Annotated in this window: 17 protein-coding genes; 5 read left to right on the top strand and 12 right to left on the bottom strand. The window is 67.6% G+C overall.

The features are described from left to right. Positions 1–9: 9 nt before the first annotated feature. Genes rfbA through rfbB form a run of 5 tightly spaced genes read right to left on the bottom strand, consistent with a single transcriptional unit; the run spans position 10 to position 3,739 of the window. On the bottom strand, positions 10–897 hold the full coding sequence (gene rfbA / locus AAAZ40_RS03205; protein WP_476661138.1) for a glucose-1-phosphate thymidylyltransferase RfbA: 888 nt from the start codon (positions 895–897) through the stop codon (positions 10–12). Further along, a complete protein-coding gene (gene hepT, locus AAAZ40_RS03200) occupies positions 894–1,328 on the bottom strand; it encodes a type VII toxin-antitoxin system HepT family RNase toxin (RefSeq protein WP_476661137.1) in 435 nt (144 codons plus the stop codon). The genes rfbA and hepT overlap by 4 nt, the downstream gene beginning before the upstream one ends. Beyond that, a complete protein-coding gene (mntA, locus tag AAAZ40_RS03195) occupies positions 1,318–1,746 on the bottom strand; it encodes a type VII toxin-antitoxin system MntA family adenylyltransferase antitoxin (RefSeq protein ID WP_476661136.1) in 429 nt (142 codons plus the stop codon). The genes hepT and mntA overlap by 11 nt, the downstream gene beginning before the upstream one ends. Then, entirely contained in the window at positions 1,743–2,675 is a 933-nt protein-coding gene (gene rfbD / locus AAAZ40_RS03190; protein WP_476661135.1) for a dTDP-4-dehydrorhamnose reductase, read from the bottom strand. The genes mntA and rfbD overlap by 4 nt, the downstream gene beginning before the upstream one ends. Next, on the bottom strand, positions 2,672–3,739 hold the full coding sequence (rfbB, locus tag AAAZ40_RS03185; RefSeq protein WP_476661134.1) for a dTDP-glucose 4,6-dehydratase: 1,068 nt from the start codon (positions 3,737–3,739) through the stop codon (positions 2,672–2,674). Before rfbB ends, rfbD begins: the two co-directional genes overlap by 4 nt. Before the next feature lie 160 nt (positions 3,740–3,899). Here rfbB and AAAZ40_RS03180 point away from each other — a divergent pair, with 160 nt between their 5' ends. Both AAAZ40_RS03180 and AAAZ40_RS03175 read left to right on the top strand, forming a co-directional pair. Beyond that, entirely contained in the window at positions 3,900–4,157 is a 258-nt protein-coding gene (locus AAAZ40_RS03180; protein ID WP_476661133.1) for an acyl-CoA-binding protein, read from the top strand. Between the two features lie 129 nt (positions 4,158–4,286). After that, positions 4,287–5,507 (top strand): M20 aminoacylase family protein, encoded by a 1,221-nt coding sequence (locus tag AAAZ40_RS03175; protein WP_476661132.1) that lies wholly within the window; start codon positions 4,287–4,289, stop codon positions 5,505–5,507. On the opposite strand, the gene AAAZ40_RS03170 is transcribed toward AAAZ40_RS03175, so the two are convergent. The 6 genes from AAAZ40_RS03170 to AAAZ40_RS03145 all read right to left on the bottom strand — a co-directional run bounded on the left by AAAZ40_RS03170 (position 5,456) and on the right by AAAZ40_RS03145 (position 11,283). After that, positions 5,456–6,256, bottom strand: coding sequence for a type III pantothenate kinase (locus AAAZ40_RS03170; protein ID WP_476661131.1), 801 nt, complete (start codon positions 6,254–6,256; stop codon positions 5,456–5,458). The genes AAAZ40_RS03175 and AAAZ40_RS03170 overlap by 52 nt on opposite strands. Before the next feature lie 39 nt (positions 6,257–6,295). Further along, positions 6,296–7,063 carry a glycerophosphodiester phosphodiesterase gene (ugpQ, locus tag AAAZ40_RS03165; protein WP_476661130.1) on the bottom strand — a complete coding sequence of 256 codons (768 nt, stop codon included), beginning with the start codon at positions 7,061–7,063 and terminating at the stop codon, positions 6,296–6,298. Next, positions 7,060–8,070 carry a sn-glycerol-3-phosphate ABC transporter ATP-binding protein UgpC gene (ugpC, locus tag AAAZ40_RS03160; RefSeq protein ID WP_476661129.1) on the bottom strand — a complete coding sequence of 337 codons (1,011 nt, stop codon included), beginning with the start codon at positions 8,068–8,070 and terminating at the stop codon, positions 7,060–7,062. The genes ugpQ and ugpC overlap by 4 nt, the downstream gene beginning before the upstream one ends. Before the next feature lie 21 nt (positions 8,071–8,091). Further along, on the bottom strand, positions 8,092–8,952 hold the full coding sequence (ugpE, locus tag AAAZ40_RS03155) for a sn-glycerol-3-phosphate ABC transporter permease UgpE (RefSeq protein ID WP_476661128.1): 861 nt from the start codon (positions 8,950–8,952) through the stop codon (positions 8,092–8,094). Then, positions 8,949–9,833, bottom strand: coding sequence for a sn-glycerol-3-phosphate ABC transporter permease UgpA (ugpA, locus tag AAAZ40_RS03150; protein ID WP_476661127.1), 885 nt, complete (start codon positions 9,831–9,833; stop codon positions 8,949–8,951). The genes ugpE and ugpA overlap by 4 nt, the downstream gene beginning before the upstream one ends. A gap of 97 nt (positions 9,834–9,930) precedes the next feature. Then, the gene (locus AAAZ40_RS03145) at positions 9,931–11,283 is read right to left on the bottom strand and encodes an extracellular solute-binding protein (RefSeq protein ID WP_476661126.1); all 1,353 of its coding nucleotides are present in this window, start codon (positions 11,281–11,283) and stop codon (positions 9,931–9,933) included. 220 nt (positions 11,284–11,503) lie between these two features. Here AAAZ40_RS03145 and AAAZ40_RS03140 point away from each other — a divergent pair, with 220 nt between their 5' ends. Next, complete coding sequence (locus AAAZ40_RS03140) at positions 11,504–12,766, top strand: glycosyltransferase family 4 protein (RefSeq protein ID WP_476661125.1); 1,263 nt, start codon at positions 11,504–11,506, stop codon at positions 12,764–12,766. A 52-nt stretch (positions 12,767–12,818) separates the two neighbouring features. On the opposite strand, the gene AAAZ40_RS03135 is transcribed toward AAAZ40_RS03140, so the two are convergent. Continuing rightward, positions 12,819–14,267 (bottom strand): UDP-glucose dehydrogenase family protein, encoded by a 1,449-nt coding sequence (locus AAAZ40_RS03135; RefSeq protein WP_476661124.1) that lies wholly within the window; start codon positions 14,265–14,267, stop codon positions 12,819–12,821. A 179-nt stretch (positions 14,268–14,446) separates the two neighbouring features. Between AAAZ40_RS03135 and AAAZ40_RS03130 the strand changes: the two genes are divergently transcribed. Further along, positions 14,447–15,262: a GNAT family N-acetyltransferase gene (locus AAAZ40_RS03130; protein ID WP_476661123.1), complete on the top strand. Its 816-nt coding sequence runs from the start codon at positions 14,447–14,449 to the stop codon at positions 15,260–15,262. Then, positions 15,262–16,197 (top strand): UDP-2,3-diacylglucosamine diphosphatase, encoded by a 936-nt coding sequence (locus AAAZ40_RS03125; protein WP_476661122.1) that lies wholly within the window; start codon positions 15,262–15,264, stop codon positions 16,195–16,197. The genes AAAZ40_RS03130 and AAAZ40_RS03125 overlap by 1 nt, the downstream gene beginning before the upstream one ends.

Below are 16,197 nucleotides of genomic sequence, written 5' to 3'. Positions count from 1 at the left end.
GGGTTGGGGTCAGGGCCGACGGCCTGCGCCCAGCAGCGCCAGCAGGTACTGGCCGTAACCGTTCTTGCGCAAGGGGGCGGCGAGGCGCTCGAGCTGGGCCGCATCGATCCAGCCGTTGCGCCAGGCGATTTCTTCGGGGCAGGCGACCTTGAGGCCTTGGCGGCGCTCGAGCGTGGCGATGAACTGGCTGGCTTCGAGCAGGCTGTCGTGGGTGCCGGTGTCGAGCCAGGCGTAGCCGCGGCCCATGGTCTGCACGTTGAGCTGGCCTTGTTCGAGGTAGGCTTGGTTGACGGCGGTGATTTCCAGTTCGCCGCGTGCGCTTGGGCGCACGGCTTTGGCGATGTCCACCACCTGCGCGTCGTAAAAATAGAGGCCGGTGACGGCGTAGTGGCTTTTGGGCTGAGCGGGCTTTTCTTCGATGCTGATGGCGCGGCCTTGGGCGTCGAATTCGACCACGCCGTAGCGCTCGGGGTCGTGCACGTGGTAGGCGAACACGGTGGCGCCCTGGGTTTGGGCGCTGGCGGCGCGCACCAGCGGCTGGAAGTCGTGCCCGTGGTAGATGTTGTCGCCCAACACCAGCGCGCTGGGGGCGCCGTCGATGAAGCGCTCGCCGATGAGAAAGGCCTGCGCCAGCCCGTCGGGGCTGGGCTGCACGGCGTAGTGCAGGCGCATGCCCCATTGCGTGCCGTCGCCCAGCAGCTGGGCAAAGCGCGGCGTGTCTTGCGGCGTGCTGATGATCAGCACCTCGCGCAGGTCCGCGAGCATCAGCGTGCTCAGCGGATAGTAAATCATCGGCTTGTCGTAGACCGGCAGCAGCTGTTTGCTGATGGCCAGCGTGGCCGGGTGCAGCCGGGTGCCGGAGCCACCGGCGAGGATCAGGCCTTTGCGGGGGGTCATGGTGCTGGTGGGGTGTGGGTTAGCAGCGGGGTTTTCAGGAAGTTCAGCACAAAAGCGTGCCGATCGGCCTGCACCATGGCGGCGATGTGCGCCATGTCGATGTTCATGTAGTCGTGCACGATGCGGTTGCGCAAACCCACCACGGCGTTCCAGCGCTGCAGCTCGTGCGGCGCGATCAGCCCACGGTGCGCCAGCGCGGCAAAGGCATCGTAGGCCGAAACCGGAACCTCGACCCCCAGCACTTTGAGCTGGTGTTTGGCTTTGCCGATGGCGTTTTCGACCAGCACCTGCAAGGCGTGCAATACGCCGCCCTGCTCCAGGGGCGTCAACGTTCGGCCGGGGGTGGCGTACAAGGCCTTGGCCTGCTCCAGCATGGCGGCGCAATCTTGCGCGATGCGCTCGCATTCGGCCTGATAGAGCTCAAGCTGCATGTTGCCGCCTCCAGTCGAAGTCCTCGATCTCGGCCCAGGTGCGTTGCAGAAAATGCAGCCAGGGCAAACCTTGCGCACCGTACAGCGGCAAGCCGTGCTCGGCCACGGCAGCCCGCATGGCCAGTCGCGCCTGCGCCAGATCGATCAGGTCGATGGCGTCTGGCCCGACCCCCAAGGCCTGCGCCAGGCGCAAGCGCAAGGACTCGGTGGCTTGCACCTGCTGCCAGGGGTCGAGCCCGCGTTGCCAGCGGATGGCCACATCCCAATCGCTGCGGGCGTGGGCGTACCCCTTGGCACGGCTGCCCACCAGGGCGGCAAACTCCAGACCGGGGCAGTGCTGCAACACGGCAGCCAGCGCAGCCTGCCCGGCATGGGCAGGGGGCTTGGCCCCGGCGGCAGCCGTTTCTGCGTGCTTCACGCCAGCACCTCGGCCAACATGCGCTGCACGCCCTGCTGCCACGGCGGCAGGTGCAGGCCAAAGGTGGCTTGCAGCAGGCTGCAGTCGAGGCGCGAGTTGTGCGGGCGCCGCGCCGGGGTGGGAAAGGCGCTGCTGGGCACGGCGGCGATGTGCTGCACACGCCAGGGTGCGTCGGGCTGCAGGCGGCGCGCGTGCTCGATGGCGTAGCGCGCGTAGCCGTGCCAGGTGGTCTGGCCGGCGGCGGCCAAGTGGTAGGTGCCCTGGCCGCTGCCGCTGGCCAGCAGGTGCCGGATGGCGTGCGCGCTCACGTCGGCAATCAGCTCGGCGCTGGTGGGCGCGCCGTACTGGTCGTCGACCACGCTCAGGTGTTCGCGCTCGCGCGCCAGCCGCAGCATGGTTTTGGCGAAGTTGCCGCCGCGCGCGGCATAGACCCAGCTGGTGCGCAAAATCAGGTGCTGGCGCCCGGCGGCCACGATGGCGGCCTCGCCTGCAAGCTTGCTGTGGCCGTAAACGTTGAGCGGCCCGGTGGCGTCGCCCTCCTGCCAGGGGCGCTGGCCGGAGCCGTCGAACACGTAGTCGGTGCTGTAATGCACCAGCCAGGCCCCGAGCTCGTGCGCCAGGTGCGCCAGCAGCGCCGGGGCATCGGCGTTGATGCGCTGCGCCAGCGCGGCCTCGCTCTCGGCCTTGTCCACGGCGGTGTAGGCGGCGGCGTTGACGATCACCTGCGGGCGCAGGCTGCGCACCGTGTACGCCAGGGCCTCGAAGTCGGCCAGGTCGCCGCACCAGGGTGGCGCGTGTGCATCCAGCAGGTTGGGGCTGCGCTGGCGGTCCAGCGCCACCACGCGCCCCAGCGGCGCCAGGCTGCGCTGCAGCTCCCAGCCCACTTGGCCGTTTTTTCCCAGCAGCAAGAGGGTTGGAATCTGTGTCATGCTTGCCCTCCATACTGCAACGCCACCCAGTCGCGGTAGCTGCCGCTTTGCACATGCGCCACCCAGTCGGGGTGTTCCAGGTACCAGCGCACGGTTTTGCGGATGCCGCTCTCGAAGGTCTCGGCTGGTTTCCAGCCCAGCTCGCGCTCGATCTTGCGCGCGTCGATGGCGTAGCGCCGGTCGTGGCCGGGGCGGTCGGCGACGTGGCTGATCTGGCGCGCGTAGGGCTGGCCGTCGGGGCGCGGGCGCAGCTCGTCGAGCAAGGCGCAGACGCTGTGCACGATTTCGAGATTGGTTTTTTCGTTGCCGCCGCCCACGTTATAGACCTCGCCCACGCGCCCGGCTTCGAGCACGCGGCGGATGGCGCTGCAGTGGTCTTGCACGTAGAGCCAGTCGCGCACCTGCAGGCCGTCGCCGTAGATGGGCAGCGGCGCACCGGCCAGCGCCTTGACGATGAGCAGCGGAATCAGCTTTTCGGGGAAGTGGTAGGGGCCGTAGTTGTTGGAGCAGTTGGTGGTGAGCACCGGCAGGCCATAGCTGTGGTGCCAGGCGCGCACCAGGTGGTCGCTGGCGGCCTTGCTGGCGCTGTAGGGGCTGTTGGGCTGGTAGGGGTGCTGCTCGGTAAAGGCGTGCTCCCCAGGCTCGAGGCTGCCATAGACCTCGTCGGTGCTCACGTGCAGGAAGCGAAAGGCGGCTTGCTCGGGCGCGGGCAGCGCAGCCCAGTGGCCGCGCACGGCTTCGAGCAGCTCGTAGGTGCCCTGCACATTGGTCTGGATGAAGGCACCCGGGCCGTGCAGCGAGCGGTCGACGTGGCTTTCGGCGGCAAAGTTGAGCACGGCGCGCGGCTGGTGCGCGGCCAGCAGGCGCTGCACCAGGGGCCGGTCGCCGATGCTGCCGTGCACGAACTGGTGCCGCGCATCGCCTTGCAGGCTGGCCAGGTTTTCGAGGTTGCCGGCATAGGTGAGCAGGTCGAGGTTGACGACCGTCTCGTCGCTCTGGGCCAGCCAGTCGAGCACGAAGTTGCTGCCGATGAATCCGGCACCGCCGGTGACGAGGATAGCCATGTGGGTGTGGTGCGGGCTGCTGCAGTGGGTGATTGATCATAACCGGGGGCTGACTGGCGTCCATCGCTGCCCTGGCTGCAGCCGACACGGCCGCGCGGGGGGGGGGTTCGTAGGCCACTTGCAGTTGACAATAAGCACGAACGATCGTACTATTATCCGCATGAACACCGATCTGAAATCCGCATTCGAAGCCGCCGTGGCGGCCAGCAAAGATCTCACGCAACGGCCCGACAACGCCACCTTGCTCAAGCTCTACGCCCTGTACAAACAAGCCACCGAGGGCGACGTGAACAGCGCCAAGCCGGGTTTTGGCGATCTGGTCGGGCGTGCCAAGTGGGACGCCTGGGCGGCGCTCAAGGGCACCGGCTCCGACGCAGCGATGCAGCGCTACATCGATCTGGTGGGCGGCCTGGAGTAAGCGCAACACGCACGGGTTGGCTGGGGGCCGCGGCCTGGAGCCAGGCGCCGGGGTTTGAGCTGGCGCGCTTGGGCGCGACTCCAGGCTTTGGGCTAACATCGCCTTCGAGCCCACTGCAAGGAGGCAAGCATGAAACTCAACCCCGCCATCGTGGCTCAGGCTGCGCAGCTCAGCGTCCTGCGGCGCGATCTGCACGCACACCCCGAACTGTGTTTTGAGGAGCACCGCACCGCTCAGGTGGTGGCCGAGCGCCTGGGCGCATGGGGCCTGGAGGTGGTGCGCGGCCTGGGCGGCACCGGCGTGGTCGGGCTGCTGCACGGGCGCGATGGCGGCGCCTGTGGCCGCGCCGTGGGCTTGCGCGCCGACCTGGACGCGCTGCCCATGACCGAGCTCAACACCTTTGCCCACGCCAGCCGCTACCCCGGCCGGATGCACGCCTGCGGCCACGATGGCCACACCGCCATGCTGCTGGCCGCCGCCCAGTGCCTGAGCCAGACGCGCGACTTCGACGGCACGGTGGTGTTCATCTTCCAGCCGGCCGAAGAAGGCGGCGGCGGGGCGCGGCGCATGATTGCCGACGGCCTGTTCGAGCGCTTCCCGGTGCAGGCGGTGTTTGGCTTGCACAACTGGCCCGGCATGCCGGTGGGCAGCTTTGCCGTGAGTCCGGGGCCGGTGATGGCCTCGAGCAACGAGTTCAAGATCACCGTGCACGGCAAGGGCTGCCACGCAGCGCTGCCGCACAACGGCATCGACCCGCTGCTGGTGGCGTGCCAGATGGTGCAGGCGTTTCAGACCATCATCAGCCGCAACAAGAAACCGATCGAGGCCGGGGTGCTGAGCGTGACCATGATCGCCGCCGGCGAAGCCACCAACGTGGTGCCGGATCACTGCACGCTGCAGGGCACGGTGCGCACCTTCAGCCTCGAGCTGCTGGACTTGATCGAGCAGCGCATGCGCACGGTGTGCGCACACACGGCAGCGGCTTTTGGGGCCACGGCCACGTTCGAGTTCCAGCGCAACTACCCGCCCACCATCAACAGCGCCGCCGAGGCCGATTTTGCGCGCAGCGTGATGCTTGACCTAGTGGAGCCGCAGCAGGTGCTGGTGCAGGAGCCCACCCTGGGGGCCGAGGATTTTGCCTACATGCTGCAGGCCAAGGCCGGCGCCTACGCCTTCATCGGCAATGGCGACGGCGCGCACCGCGACGCCTACGGCGCCGGGGGGCACGACGCCGGGCCCTGCACCCTGCACAACCCGCGCTACGATTTCAACGACGATCTGATCGCGCTCGGCGGCAGCTACTGGGTGGAGCTGGCCAGGCGCTGGCTGGCGCGGTCGGTCACGCGCTGATGCGCGATCGCCAGCAGGCCATCGAAAATCAAGGTTTCGACCAGCTCGAACGGCACGCACATGCTGGGGGCCATTTTCCAGGCCGCGCCGCCGGTCATGTAGCACACCGGGGTTTGGCCGCAGTGCTGGGCCAGTTGGTCGAACATGCGCTGCACGGCGCCGGCGATGGCGAAGGTGCCGCCGCTGGTGAGGGCGTCGCTGGTGTTGGTGGGAAAGGGTTTGACGACGCCGGTGGGCACGTGCAGGCCGGCGGTGCCCGATTCGAGCGCGCGCAGCATGATGCCGTGCCCGGGCAGGATGCAGCCGCCCAGAAAGCGCCCTTCGGCGTCGAGCGCCTCCACCGTGACGGCGGTGCCGACCATCACCACCACGCAGGGCCGCGCTTGCTGGCGCGCCAGCAGGCGCTGGCGGGCACCGATCATGGCCACCCAGCGGTCGGCCCCCAGGCGCGCCGGGTGGTCGTAGCCGTTGATCACGCCGGCCTCGGCGGCGCTGGGCACCACCCATTCGGGCGCGGCGTCCCAGATTTCGAGCTGGGCCTCGACCCGGCGCTTGATGGCATCGGAGGCCACCACGCTGCCCAGCACCATGCGCGGCGGGCGCAGGTTGATCCAGTCGCCCTCGGTGAGCTTGTCGATGTTTTCGAGGAACTGCACCCCGTGCGCGAGCATGCGCGCACCCACGGCGGGCCGCTCGTACAGCGCCCATTTCAGGCGGGTGTTGCCCACGTCGAGTGCCAGCAAGCTCATGCGCGCCGATGATACGCCAATGCGTGCTCTGAGCCCCGGCTAGGCCGAATTCTGGCTGCGCGCCCAGTGCATTTCGTCGCTGATCAGGCCATCGACACCCAGCGCGCGCAGGCGCTGCACGTCGTCGGCGGAGTTGGCGGTGTAGCACAGCACGCGCCAGCCCTGGGCACGCGCCTGCTGCATCAGCGCCGCGTCGGGCAGCCGGTGCTGGCAGACGATGGCCACGCAGCCCAGGCGCTGCGCCTCCTGCTGCCAGCCGCGCCAGAGCGTTTCGAGCAGCAACGCGCGCGGCAACTCGGGCGCGGCCTGCTGCGCGGCCTGCAAGGCAGCAGGCTGGAACGAGCTGAGCAGCGGCGGCACGCGCTGGCCCTGCCAGAGCGCACGCGCGGCCAGCGCCACGGCGCTGCCGGTGGCGCGTTCCTGCCCAGGCATGGGTTTGATTTCGATGTTCAGCGCCGCGCCGCGCGCCAGGCAAAAAGCCGCCACCTGCGCCAGCGTCGGCAAGCGCTCGCCAGCGCAGGCACTCGAATGCCAGGACCCGGCGTCGAGCTGCACCAACGCGGCCCAGGGCAGCGCGTCGGCCGCGCCCACGCCGTTGCTGGTGCGCTCCAGGGTGTCGTCGTGCAGCAAAAAGGGCACGCCGTCGGCGCTGAGCTTGACGTCGCACTCGAACATGGCAAAGCCGCAATCCCAGCCGTGCTGGAAAGCGGCGAGCGTGTTTTCAGGCCGCTCCTTGCCCGCGCCGCGGTGCGCGATCCAGAACGGATAGGGCCAGGGGCTGGCGGGGGTAGCGGCTGCGGCTATCATGCTGCGCGCCTCAGGCCGCTGGCGGCGTCGAAAGTGTGCGCAAGCTCGGTCTGCGGCTGTACGTACAGCGTTTGCCCCAGGTCCGGGATCTGGCGCTGCGCCGAGACGCGAATGGTGAGGTTTTCTTCGCCTAAGCGAGCGTGGATCAGGCGCTCGGCCCCGAGCAGCTCGATCGAGTCCACCACCGTCTGCCAGCCGCTGTCACCAATCTGCAGGTGCTCTGGGCGCACGCCCAGCACCGTGCCCGCTTGCACGCCCGGGGCGTGGCGCAGCAGGTTCATGGGCGGCGCACCCATGAAGCCAGCCACAAACACGCTCGCCGGGTGTTCGTACACCTCTTGCGGCGTGCCGAACTGCTCCACCCGGCCCGCGTTCATGACCAGCATGCGCTGCGCCAGCGTCATCGCTTCGACCTGGTCGTGCGTGACGAAAAGCGAGGTGATGCCCAGCTCGCGGTGCAGCTTCTGGATTTCGAGCCGGGTTTGCGCGCGCAGCTTGGCGTCGAGGTTCGAGAGCGGCTCGTCGAACAAGAACACCTGCGGCTGGCGCACGATGGCGCGCCCCATGGCCACGCGCTGGCGCTGCCCGCCGGAAAGCTGGCTCGGTTTGCGCCCCAGCAAAGGCGCCAGCTCCAGGATGCGCGCTGCCGCGTCGACGCGCTGGCGGATTTCGTCCTTGGACAGTCCGCGGATGCGCAGCCCGTAGGCCATGTTGTCGAACACGCTCATGTGCGGGTAGAGCGCGTAGTTCTGGAACACCATGGCGATGTCGCGCTCGGCCGGTTGCACCTGGTTCACGACGCGCGCGCCGATGCGGATTTCTCCCTCGGTGATCGACTCCAGCCCGGCGACCATGCGCAGCAGCGTGCTCTTGCCGCAGCCCGATGGGCCGACGATGACGATGAACTCGCCGTCGGCGATGTGCGCCTCGACACCGTGGATGACTTGCAGCGCGCTCGCGCCGATGCCGTAGCTTTTTTTGACTTGATTGAGTGCCAGCGTAGCCATTATGTTTGCATTTTCGGGGGGTTATTTCTCGCTGTCGACCAGCCCTTTGACGAACCACTTCTGCATCAGCAGCACCACCAGCGCCGGCGGCAGCAGCGCCAGGATGGTGGTGGCCATGACCAGATTCCAGTCGGTGGTGGCATCACCCGTGCCGATCAGTTTGGCAATGCCGACCACGATCGTGTCCAGGTTCTGGTCGGTAACGATGAGCAGCGGCCAAAGGTACTGGTTCCAGCCGTAAACGAACATGATCACGAACAGCGCCGCGAGCTGGGTGCGGGTCAGCGGCAGCACCACGTCCCAGAAGAAGCGCAGCGGCCCGGCGCCGTCGATCTTGGCCGCTTCCACCAGCTCGTCGGGCAGGGTGAGGAAGAACTGGCGCAGCAGCAGCGTCGCGGTAGCCGAGGCGATCAGCGGCAGCGTCAGGCCGGCAAAGGTGTTGAGCAGCCCGAGGTCCGTCACCACCTCGTAGGTGGGCAGGATGCGCACCTCTACCGGCAGCATGAGCGTGATGAAGATGATCCAAAAGCAGAACATGCGCCCAGGGAAGCGGAAAAACACCACGGCATAGGCCGAGATGATCGACACCGCGATCTTGCCGACGGCAATCACCAGCGCCATGATCAGGCTGTTGAACAACATCTGCCACACCGGCGGCGATAGGTGCCCGCCCTGCATGCCGTCGATGATGACCTGGCGGTAGTTCTCCCAGCCCTGGTCGCCGGGCAGCAGCGGCATCGGCGCTTGCGCGATTTCCGGGTTGGTGAGCGTGGAGGCGACAAAAGCGATGTAGAGCGGCAGCGCCGTGATGGCGATGCCGATCCAGATCACGGCGTGCGCCAGCGCCTGCCCGGGCAGCGAGTAGGATGGGCTGTGGTTCATGAGTAATGCACCCGGCGCTCGAGGAAGCGGAATTGCAGCGTGGTCAGGCCGATCACCATCAGCATCAACAGCACCGACTGCGCCGCCGAGCCGCCGAGGTCGAGCGCGATCATGCCGTCGGTGTAAACCTTGTACACCAGCGTGGTGGTGTCGGTGGCCGGGCCGCCGGCGGTGACGGCGTGGATGACGCCAAAGGTGTCGAAGAAGGCATACACCAGCCCGACCACCAGCAAAAAGAAGGTGGTGGGCGAGAGCAGCGGAAAGACGATGGTGCGAAAGCGCCGCCACGGCCCGGCACCGTCGATGGCGGCGGCCTCCAGCAGCGAGCGCGGGATCGACTGCAGGCCCGCGAGGAAGAACAAAAAGTTGTAGGCCACCTGCTTCCAGGCCGAAGCCAGGATGACCAGCAGCATGGCATCGTTGCCGTCGAGCGTGGGGTTCCAGTCCACGCCTGCGCCCTTGAGCACGTAGGCTACCACGCCGATGGCGGGGTTGAACATGAACAGCCAGAGCACGCCGGCAATGGCGGGCGCAATGGCGTAGGGGATCATGAGCGCGGTGGTGTAGGCGCTGCGTGCGCGCAGCAGCGCGTCGGCAGCCAGCGCCAGCAGCAGCGCCGGCACCATGGCAAGCAGGGTCACGGCGCTGGAAAATATGAGCGTGCGCCAAAGCGTCTCGTAATAGGCTGGGTCGCTCAGCACCATGACGAAGTTGTCGAAGCCAACGAAGCGCACCGAGAGCCCGAACGGGTCTTGCTCCTGAAACGCCATCAGCAGCGCTTGCAGGCTGGGCCAGATGAAGAAGACCAAGGTCACAACCAACTGCGGCGCCAGCAAGGCGTAAGGCAGCCAGCGGTTGGGGAAGATGACTTTTCTTTGCATGGAAACAAAACCGCCCCGTAAGCGGGGGCGGCCTGAAGGTTTGGGGCACTACGCCGCGTGGCGCAAGCTGCCCGCAGCGCAGGGCGACGGCTGGAGTTTAGTTGACCGAGCGCTCGAAAGCGATCAGTTGTGCGTTGCCGCGGCGCTCGAAGTTGGCCAGCGCCTGAGCGGCGGTCTGGCGGCCTTGCAGGGCGCGCTCGACTTCTTCGTGGTAGATGTCGCGGATTTCGGTCCAGCGGCCAAAGCGGTAGCCTTGCGTGAACTGGCCTTGGCGCGCTTCGATCAGCGACAGAATGGGCACATCACGCCCCGGGTTCTGGGCGAAGAAACCAGCTTGCTGCATGGCGCGGAAGGAGCTGTTGGTCGCGGGCAGGAAGCCGGTGGTACGCGCCCACTCGGTCATCACGCGGTCGGAGCGCAGGAAGTCGAGGAACAGGGCAATGCCGCGCATCTCGGCCGGGGTGCGGTTCGGGGCGTTGAACACCCACAGCGAAGCGCCGCCGATGGTGGTGGCAAAGGGTGCGCCTTGCACGTCGGGCCAGTGCGGCAGTTGCGCCGTGCCGAGCTGGAAGCGGCCATCGCGCTGAATCGCGGCCAGGCCGCCGGAGGACTGCAGCAGCATGGCGCACTGGCCGCTGATGAACTTGGCTGCGGCGTCGTTCGAGCGCCCGCCGTAGGAGAAGGCGCGGGTGGGTTGCAGGTCGACCAAGGTTTGAATCATGCGCTGGTTCAGCGGGTTGTTCACCGTCAGGCGCGTGGCGGCACCGCCGCGGCCATTGTCCAGGGTGCCGATCTGCTGGTTGTGGCGCGCATTGAACTGCTCGAGCATGATCCAGGCCAGCCAGGTGGTGGTGAAGCCACATTCGGCGGCGTTGCGCTCGCGGATCTGCTTGGCGGCGGCGATCATCTCGGGCCAGGTGCGCGGCGGGCGGTTCGGATCCAGCCCGGCGCGGGTGAAGGCGTCGCGGTTGTAGAACAGCACCGCGGTCGAGACGTTGAAAGGCATCGACAACAGCTCGCCGTTGGGCAGGCCGTAGTAGCCGCGCGCCGGGGCGATGAAGTCAGCCGGGTTGAAGGCGATGCCGGCGCGCTGGAACACTTGCGAGACCGGGATGATGGCACCGCGCGACTGGATCATGTCGCCCGAACCGGCGTCGAACATCTGCATGATGTGCGGCGGGTTGCCAGCGCGGAAGGCGGCCATGGCGGCGGCGCGCTGCTCGGGGTACTGGCCACGGAACGAGACCACGACGCGGAACTCGTTCTGGCTGCGGTTGAAGTCTTCGCCAAAGCGGCTCAGCAGCTCGCCGTTGGGGCCTGTCAGGCCCATCCACATCTGGATTTCGGTGCGCGGCTGGGCGGCGGCTGGCGCTTGCGCCTGCGCAACCACGGCGCTGGTGGCGGCGGTAAAAGCCAGCGTGAGCGCCAGCAGGGTTTTCTTCAAGGCCATGAGGATAGGCTCCTGGTTAAAAAGCAAAAAACATGCAGCCAATCCCAACGACTGGCCTGAGGCTGCGCATTGTGCCCCGTCCTTGTGTCAAATCGATGAAATGCAGCGAACCCACACCTCGGGCTGCGCGGCCCTGCCAGTTGGGCTGGGGCAGGCCTGACACGAACTATTCACATCAGCTTCATGAAAATGTAACGCTCGCAGCCAACCATGCAAGGTCATGAACGCCCCTGAAACCAGCACCCTCTTGATCGACGACTTTGCCGCCACCCCGCGCTCGCTGCGCGTGGCGCTGGTGAGCGAGACCTACCCGCCGGAGGTCAACGGCGTGGCCATGACGCTGGAGCGCCAGGTCAACGGCTTGCGCGCGCGCGGGCACGACCTGCAGATCGTGCGCTCACGCCACAGCCGCAGCGAGCAGCAGCCGCAGGCCGAAGACGGGCTCGAACAGGTGCTGATGCGCAGCCTGCCCATACCCACCTACCCGCAGGTGCGTTTTGGCCTGCCGGCCAAGAGCGCGCTGGTGCGGCTGTGGTCGCTGCGCCGGCCCGACCTGGTGCACGTGGCCACCGAGGGGCCGCTGGGTTGGTCGGCGCTGCACGCGGCGCGCAAGCTCAAGTTGCCGGTGTGCACCGACTTTCACACCAACTTTCACGCCTACAGCCGCCACTACGGCGTCGGTTGGCTGCAAAAACCCATCGCCGCCTACCTGCGCAAGTTCCACAACGCCGCCGACTGCACGCTGGTGCCGACCAGCAGCCTGAAGCACGAGCTGGAGGCGCTGGGCTTCGAGCGCCTGCTGGTGGTCGGGCGCGGTGTGGACACGCATCGCTTTCACCCGCGCCAGCGCCGTGCAGAACTGCGCGCCACTTGGGGTGCTGCCGAGGGCGACTGCGTGGCCTTGTTTGTCAGCCGCTTGGCACCCGAAAAAAACCTGCCCCTGCTGGCACAAGCGTTTGCTGCCATGCAGCAGGTGCAGCCCAATGCGAAGCTGGTGGTGGTGGGCGACGGGCCCGAGCGCGCGCATTTGCAGGCCCTGTGCCCGCAGGCCATTTTATGCGGCATGCGCACCGGCGACGACTTGGCGCACCATTACGCCAGCGCCGACGTGTTCGTTTTTCCGAGCCAGACCGAAACCTACGGCAACGTCATCCCCGAGGCTATGGCCAGTGGCCTGGCGGTGCTGGCCTACGAGTACGCTTCGGCTGCGGAGCTGATTCGGCACCAGGACAACGGCCTGCTGGCGCGCTTTGGCGACAGCGCGGGCTTCATCGCCCTGGCGCAGCAACTGGTACGTACACCGGAACAGGTTGCCGCCATGCGCGTGGCTGCGCGCACGCGCACCGAAGCGCTGGATTGGAGCCAGATCGTGCTCCAGACCGAAACCTTGTGGATGAACATGGTGCGCGACCACGCCGCCGGGCAGGACGCGGTGGCGCGCGGCTGGCCGCGCTGGACCCAGCCCAGCGCCTTGCAGCAGTAACGCGGGCCAGTCGGCGCAGCCCGCGCTTGGGCTGGTTTTTGCGCGCTGGCCCTCAGGCGCTTTGCAACGCCGCCGCCGGTGCCAATTGCCCCGCCCCTTGCTTCCAGCGCGCGGCGCGCAGGCGCTGCAGCCCGAGCGCGTTGCGCCGCCCCACACCCAGGTAGGCCAGGCCGTAGCTCTGCAACAGTTCCGGGTCGTAGAGGTTGCGCCCATCGATCACCAGCGGCTGGCGCAGCAGGCGGCGCAATTGCGCCCAGTCCGGGTGCTGGAAGCACTTCCATTCGGTCAGCAGCAGCAGCGCGTCGGCTTGCACCAGCGCGAGCTCGGCGCGCTCGCACAAACGCAGTTGGCCCGGCTCCAGGTCGGCGGCCTCAATGTCTTCGTGCAGGGCGCGCCGCGCCGCCTCGTTGGCCACCGGGTCGTAAGCCCAGACCTCGGCCCCGCGCTCCAGCAGGCCCAGAATCACGCTGCGGCTCGGGGCTTCGCGCATGTCGTCGGTGTTGGGCTTGAAGGCCAGGCCCCAGACCGCGAGCCGACAGCCGCTCAAGTCTGGCCCCAGCAGCGCCAGCGTGGTCTGCACCAGGCGCTGCTTCTGGCGCACGTTGACGGCTTCCACCGCCGGCACCACCTGCAGACCCAGGCCGTGCTGCTGTGCCGTGTGCACCAGGGCGCGCGTGTCTTTCGGAAAGCAACTGCCGCCGTAGCCGGCGCCGGCGTACAGAAAGCTGTGCCCGATGCGCCGATCCGACCCGATGCCCCGGCGCACAGCGTCGATGTCGGCCCCGACTTCGTCGGCCAGCGCCGCCATCTCGTTCATGAACGAAATGCGCGTGGCCAGCATGGCGTTGGCGGCGTATTTGGTCAGCTCGGCGCTGGCGCAGTCCATCCAGAGCGTGCGCTCGTGGTTGCGGTTGAAGGGCTCGTACAGGCGCGCGAGCAGGGTGCGCGCGCGCTCGCCGGGTGCGCCCGCAGGCAGGCCGACGACGATGCGGTCCGGGCGCATGAAGTCCTCGATCGCCGCGCCCTCCTTGAGGAACTCCGGGTTCGAGACCACCGCCAGCTCGATGCCGCGCAAGCCCCGGCGCTGCAAACCGGCCTGAATCACGGCCTGCACCCGCGCCGCCGTGCCCACCGGCACGGTGGACTTGTTCACCACCACCAGCGCCTGCTGCAAGTGCGCGCCGATCTGTTCGGCCACCGCCAGCACGTGCTGCAAGTCGGCCGAGCCGTCTTCGTGCGCGGGCGTGCCCACGGCAATGAACAGCAAGTCGGCCTGCTGCACCCCGTGCGCCATGGACGAAGTGAAGCGCAGGCGCTGCGCCTCGCGGTTGCGCCGCACCCAGTCTTGCAAGCCGGGTTCGTGAATGGGCATACCACCGGCTTGCAGCAACAACAACCGGGTCTGGTCGCGCTCGACCAGCAGCACCTGGTTGCCCAGCTCGGCCAGGCAAGCGGCCGTCACCAAACCGACATAACCGGCTCCTACGACAGTAATTTTCATCGCTCGGACTCCTTGTCGCCAATAGCGTGCATGGTGCCGCGCACACGTGTCAAAGCGGCTTCAAAGCGGTGAAAATTCGATGAAATCGAAACAACCCCCGGTGCGTCATGATTTATTCATGCAACCGCCATGGAGAGGACACACGGAACATGAAGAATGCCAGTCAAAGGAGCCACGACATGACCGACCTTTCCGTGCAGGAGCAATTGCGCCCACCCCTCGCGCCCGTCTGCCCCGCGCCCGCCGCCGGGTGCGCCAGCGCGTCGGCGCACGGTGCCATCAGCGTCGGCTGGGCTCGGCACCAAGACGAAGTGCGCGCCGCGCAGCGCCTGCGCTACCGGGTTTTCGCCGAGGAAATGGGCGCGCGCCTGCCGCAGACCGTGCCGGGGCACGACATCGACCTGTTCGACGACTACTGCGAGCACCTGCTGGTGCGCGACGTCGCCAGCAGCGAGGTGATCGGCACCTACCGCGTGCTCACGCCCACCCAGGCCAAGCGCGTGGGCGGCTTTTACAGCGAAACCGAATTCGACCTGACGCGGCTGCGGCTGCTGCGCGAGCAGATGGTGGAGCTCGGGCGCAGCTGCGTGCACCCCGAGCACCGCCACGGCGGCGTGATTCTGGCGCTGTGGAGCGCACTGGGCGAGTTCATGACGCGCAACCGGCTGCACACCATGATCGGCTGCGCCAGCATCCCCATGACCCCCGAGTCGGGCGGCGGCCACGCGGCGGCCAGCATCTGGCAGCAACTGAGCCTCAAACACCTGGCGTCGGTCGAGTTTCATGTGCGCCCGCGCCTGCCGCTGCCGATCGAGCGCCTCGATTCCACCCTGGTCGTCGAGCCCCCGGCGCTGATCAAAGGCTACCTGCGCCTGGGCACCAAGGTGCTGGGCCCTCCGGCCTGGGACCCGGACTTCAACACCGCCGACCTGCCGATGATGATGCGCCTGGCCGACCTGCCGCCGCGTTACCGCAAACACCTGCTGGGGGCCTGATGCAAAGCGGATTTGTCGGCCCCGAAACCTTGCGCAGGCAGTTGCCTGAGCAGGCAGGCGTGGCTTGGGCCACGAACCAGGCCACCAGCGCCGCCGCCCAGCACGCCGACGAAGACGGCGACGACGCGCTGCACGCCAGCGGCCGGCGCTTGCGCACGGTGTTCATCTCCGACATCCACCTCGGCACGGCGGGCTGCCAGGCCAAGGCGCTGCTGACCTTCCTCAAGGCGCACCCGAGCGAACGGCTGTACCTGGTGGGCGACATCATCGACGGCTGGCAGTTGCGGCGCAAGTGGTACTGGCCGCAAAGCCACAACGACGTGGTGCAAAAAATCCTGCGCCGTGCGCGCAAGGGCTGCAAGGTGATCTTCGTGCCCGGCAACCACGACGAGTTTGCGCGCCACTTCATCGGCCATCAGTTCGGCGGCGTCGAGGTGGTGGAAGACGCCGTGCACCAGACCGCCGACGGCAAAAAGCTGTGGGTGATCCACGGCGACCACTTCGACGGCGTGATCCAGTACGCCAGGTGGCTGGCCTACCTGGCCGACAACCTCTACGATCTGGCGCTGCGCCTGAACACGCGCTTCAACTCGCTGCGCGCACGGCTCGGGATGCCGTACTGGTCGCTGTCGCAGTACCTGAAGTACAGCGTCAAGGGCGCGGTCAAGTACATCCAGCAGTTCGAGCGCGCGGTGGCCGCCGAGGCGCGCAAACGCGGCTTCGATGGCGTGGTCTGCGGCCACATCCACCACGCCGAAATCCGTGACATCGACGGCACCCTGTACTGCAACGACGGCGACTGGGTCGAGAGCCTCACCGCCCTGGTCGAGCACCACGACGGCCAGCTCGAGATCGTGCACTGGCCCCAGCGCACCGGGCAGCGCATGGCTCCCGAAACGCCAACCCAGGCCGTGCCCGACAAGCTCAGCGCATGA

The organism is Serpentinimonas sp. SMBJO2 (genome assembly GCF_056341105.1).
This window is presented reverse-complemented; position numbering and strand designations above follow the sequence as displayed.

Coding starts and splice junctions, on each gene's coding strand:
- AAAZ40_RS03135 (WP_476661124.1), bottom strand. CDS start 14,267: ATGAAAATTACTGTCGTAGGAGCCGGTTATGTCGGTTTGGTGACGGCC.
- rfbB (WP_476661134.1), bottom strand. CDS start 3,739: ATGGCTATCCTCGTCACCGGCGGTGCCGGATTCATCGGCAGCAACTTC.
- AAAZ40_RS03145 (WP_476661126.1), bottom strand. CDS start 11,283: ATGGCCTTGAAGAAAACCCTGCTGGCGCTCACGCTGGCTTTTACCGCC.
- ugpQ (WP_476661130.1), bottom strand. CDS start 7,063: ATGATAGCCGCAGCCGCTACCCCCGCCAGCCCCTGGCCCTATCCGTTC.
- AAAZ40_RS03125 (WP_476661122.1), top strand. CDS start 15,262: ATGCAAAGCGGATTTGTCGGCCCCGAAACCTTGCGCAGGCAGTTGCCT.
- ugpC (WP_476661129.1), bottom strand. CDS start 8,070: ATGGCTACGCTGGCACTCAATCAAGTCAAAAAAAGCTACGGCATCGGC.
- rfbA (WP_476661138.1), bottom strand. CDS start 897: ATGACCCCCCGCAAAGGCCTGATCCTCGCCGGTGGCTCCGGCACCCGG.
- AAAZ40_RS03130 (WP_476661123.1), top strand. CDS start 14,447: ATGACCGACCTTTCCGTGCAGGAGCAATTGCGCCCACCCCTCGCGCCC.
- AAAZ40_RS03175 (WP_476661132.1), top strand. CDS start 4,287: ATGAAACTCAACCCCGCCATCGTGGCTCAGGCTGCGCAGCTCAGCGTC.
- AAAZ40_RS03170 (WP_476661131.1), bottom strand. CDS start 6,256: ATGAGCTTGCTGGCACTCGACGTGGGCAACACCCGCCTGAAATGGGCG.
- AAAZ40_RS03140 (WP_476661125.1), top strand. CDS start 11,504: ATGAACGCCCCTGAAACCAGCACCCTCTTGATCGACGACTTTGCCGCC.
- ugpA (WP_476661127.1), bottom strand. CDS start 9,833: ATGCAAAGAAAAGTCATCTTCCCCAACCGCTGGCTGCCTTACGCCTTG.
- ugpE (WP_476661128.1), bottom strand. CDS start 8,952: ATGAACCACAGCCCATCCTACTCGCTGCCCGGGCAGGCGCTGGCGCAC.
- rfbD (WP_476661135.1), bottom strand. CDS start 2,675: ATGACACAGATTCCAACCCTCTTGCTGCTGGGAAAAAACGGCCAAGTG.
- AAAZ40_RS03180 (WP_476661133.1), top strand. CDS start 3,900: ATGAACACCGATCTGAAATCCGCATTCGAAGCCGCCGTGGCGGCCAGC.
- hepT (WP_476661137.1), bottom strand. CDS start 1,328: ATGCAGCTTGAGCTCTATCAGGCCGAATGCGAGCGCATCGCGCAAGAT.